The following is a 3,717-nucleotide window of genomic DNA, read 5'->3' as shown; positions in this document are numbered from 1 at the left end:
GCCATCAGGTCAACTGCTGAAGATAAAGGAGACCATTACCTGATCAATGGATCAAAGACTTTTATTACCAATGGGTTTCTCTGTGATATTGCAGTTGTGGCGGCCAAGACCGACCCCAATCAGGGAGCAAAGGGAATCAGTTTGTTTATTGTGGACAAAGATATGGATGGTTTTTCCAAAGGCGTTCCTTTTGAAAAAGTCGGATTGCATGCACAGGATACCTGTGAATTGTTTTTTGAGGATGTAAAAGTCCCAAAGGAAAACCTCTTAGGCAAGGTTGGCGAAGGCTTCAAATATCTTATGACTGAATTGGCGCAGGAACGATTGATCGTGGCGTTGGCTGCGGTGGCATTGGCGGAATCGACTTTTTTATCTACCGTGGAGTATGTCAAAAACAGGGCAGCATTTGGAAAGATGGTTTCTGATTTTCAGAATACCCGCTTCAAATTGGCTGAAATGGGTGCGAAATTAGAACAGGGAAGGATTTATGTGGATCAGTTGGTGATGTTGCATAATGACAAAAAAGTAGATGGGGCAATTGCCTCTTCGGCAAAATACCTCATGACCGAACTCCAATGCAATGTTTCCGATGAATGTGTGCAGCTACATGGCGGCTATGGCTATATGTGGGAGTATGGCGTAGCAAGAGCATTTGCGGATGCCAGGGTTCAGCGGATTTATGCCGGCACCAATGAGATCATGAAGGAATTGATTGCAAGGAAGATTTTGGGGTGATTTGGATTTTGCTTAAGTGTAATATTATTTAAATACCTTAAAATAAATTAAAATCGGAGCGAAACGAAGATCCCGAGAACGAAGTGATTCGGGATAAAATGGAAATAAATTGAAATATGGTAGAAATCGGAGAATGGAGTAGATCCTGAGAGCGACAGAAATTCGGGATATTGGATCGATATTAATGGATATAAGGATACTTGTTAATATTGAAATCAGAGCATCAGCTATTGGGAACAAGGTTATAAAATGATATAGTCCCATCGGGACGACCGATGTCATAGCGATGGGTTTTAACCCGTCGATAGTGAAAATCTAAACATAACCAAAGTCCCAGAGGGACGGACAATTTCATTTTTTATCTTTCCACTCCCAACTCCCCACTTTTTTAAAAAGCAATATTCTTTTATATTTAGTAATCTTATTTCAATGCCGTTTAGTTTAGAAACGTACGACTCCTTCGGAGTCGCATGTTTATAGATAAATGAATCTTCTATAAACATACAACCCCGATGGGGTTGCATCAAAATAAGCCAAACAAATTGACATTAAATTCTAAATTCTAAAATCATTTTCAAACCCAAAATAAATAATCCTCTATGCATACCTTTCCTTGGTTCAAATTTTATCCTGATGGTGTAGAAACCGAAATTAATGTAAAAGCTTATAGTTCAGTAGTCAATCTTTTTGAGGAAAGTGTCCAGAAATACGGCGACGCCATAGCCTATGAATGTATGGGTAAAACCATCACTTTCAATGATGTTGATAAGCTTTCCCAACATTTTGCATCCTATCTACAGCACGAACTCAATATGAAAAAAGGGGACAGGGTAGCCATTCAGATGCCAAACTGCCTTCAATATCCCGTGGTCATGTTCGGTGTCCTGAGAGCCGGAATGGTAGTGGTCAATGCCAATCCACTTTATACTCCAAGAGAGATGAAACATCAGTTCGAAGATGCGGGAGCCGATGCGATTGTCATCCTTGCAAATTTTGCCTCTAACCTTGAAAAAATCAGACAGGAAATTAAAGCAAAGCATGTCATAGTCACCGAATTGGGAGATATGCTTGGAGGATTAAAGGGAACAATTGTTAACCTTGTGGTGAAGCATGTGAAAAAAATGGTTCCTGCATATCACCTTCCAAGGGCCATAAGCTGGAAAAAAGTCATGTTGCGAGGTGCTTCCAAACCTTATAAAAGAGAGGAGATGACTTTGGAGGACCCTGCTTTTCTACAATATACAGGGGGAACCACAGGTGTTTCCAAAGGTGCTGAATTGACCCATGCCAATATTGTGGCCAATATGCAGCAGATTTCTGCATGGATGAAGCCAAAATTAAAAGAAAAAGAAGAAATTGTCATTACCGCATTGCCCCTCTACCACATTTTTGCCTTGACTGTAAATTGTCTTGCGATGATGAAAATCGGTGCTCATAATGTACTGATTACCAATCCAAGAGATATGCCTGGTTTTATCAAAGAATTAGGAAAACATAAATTCACAGTTATAACAGGAGTCAATACATTGTTCAATGGATTGATGAACAATGAAGCTTTTTCCAAATTAGATTTTTCCTCTCTGAAAGTTGCTGTTGGCGGCGGGATGGCTGTTCAGAAGGCTACTGCAGAAAAATGGCAGAAAATCACTAATGTTCCATTAGCTGAAGGTTATGGATTGACTGAAACCTCTCCTGTGGCCACTTGCAATCCAATAGATGGAACTGAAAGAATAGGTACCATCGGAATTCCGCTTCCCAATACCGATATCAAAATCATCGATGACAATGGAAAGGATGTTCCAACAGGTGAAAAAGGTGAGATTTGCATCAAAGGCCCTCAGGTGATGAAAGGCTACTGGAATAGGCCTGAGGAAACCTCAAAGGTAATGGATGGTGAATGGTTCAAGACAGGAGATATTGCGGTCATCGATAAAGATGGATTTGTCAAAATTGTGGACAGGAAAAAGGAAATGATCCTCGTTTCCGGATTCAATGTCTATCCCAATGAGGTGGAAAATGCCATTGCCATGCATCCAAAAGTATTGGAAACAGGAGTTATTGGTATGCCCGATGATAAATCCACCGAAAAGGTAGTGGCTTATGTGGTAGCCAAAGACAAATCTCTTACTCCTGAAGAACTGATTGCCCATTGCAGGGAAGAACTGACAAGCTACAAAGTACCTAGAGAGGTGTATTTTGCGGATGAACTGCCCAAAACCAATGTGGGTAAAATCCTCAGAAGAAAGATCAAAGAAATGCATGAAAAGACCGTTGCTCGTTGATAAATACAAGATAAAAGGTAGGGAGTGCCGGTTTCCGCCGGCATTCTTTTAAAAAGGAGCAATAATTGAGGTTGGTTTAAAATTGAAATTGGAAGATTGGAAAATTAAAAAACTTGTCTGCCGTCGTGGATTGGAAAATTTCTTAGTTTACAATCCTTTCTTTTATGCAAATATTAGAGCTGGGTAATTTCTTGCTCCCAAATCAAAATAGCTCTTTAGAGCTTTGCTCTATTTTGATTTCCACCTAGTTCAATATCTAGAATTATCCATAAATATCCTCTATTATCCTCTTATATCAATTAATATCTACCAAGTATCCCCGATCACTGTCGCTCTCGGGATCTTCGCTTCGATTTCAACCTTTTATCATTTAAAATATGATCTATGATTACATCATAATAGGTGCTGGATCTGCGGGATGTGTTTTGGCCAATCGCTTATCCGAGGATCCGAAAAATACTGTCCTTTTGTTGGAAGCAGGGGAACCGGATAAGAAATTAGAGATTGCTATCCCAGGTGGATATACCAAACTTCACAGGTCCGAAGTGGATTGGGCTTTTTGGACAGAACCACAGCAGCGTGTTGACGGAAGGAAAATTTTTATCCCTCGAGGCAAAACCTTGGGAGGCAGTAGTAGTACCAATGCCATGGCCTATGTGAGGGGAAACAGGTTGGATTTCGAAGAGTGGGAAGCTTTGGG

3 protein-coding genes are annotated in these 3,717 nt (G+C 40.4%); all 3 read left to right on the top strand.

All coding sequences use genetic code 11. The annotated features are described in order from the left end of the window. On the top strand, positions 1-735 hold a 735-nt coding region (locus tag ACEW8U_RS18875; RefSeq protein ID WP_373523615.1), incomplete at its 5' end, for an acyl-CoA dehydrogenase family protein. 599 nt (positions 736-1,334) lie between these two features. Continuing rightward, entirely contained in the window at positions 1,335-3,017 is a 1,683-nt protein-coding gene (locus ACEW8U_RS18870; RefSeq protein ID WP_373523614.1) for an AMP-binding protein, read from the top strand. A 377-nt stretch (positions 3,018-3,394) separates the two neighbouring features. After that, a partial coding sequence (locus ACEW8U_RS18865) for a GMC family oxidoreductase N-terminal domain-containing protein (RefSeq protein ID WP_373523613.1) occupies positions 3,395-3,717 on the top strand: 323 nt, incomplete at its 3' end.

The organism is Aquiflexum sp. (genome assembly GCF_041751335.1).
GTDB lineage: Bacteria > Bacteroidota > Bacteroidia > Cytophagales > Cyclobacteriaceae > Aquiflexum.
The sequence above is the reverse complement of the archived record's forward strand: the minus strand, read 5'-3'. Positions and strand labels throughout refer to the sequence as shown.

Bases quoted from the DNA above. Each gene is read 5' to 3' on its own strand.
- ACEW8U_RS18870 (WP_373523614.1), top strand. From the start codon at position 1,335: ATGCATACCTTTCCTTGGTTCAAATTTTATCCTGATGGTGTAGAAACC.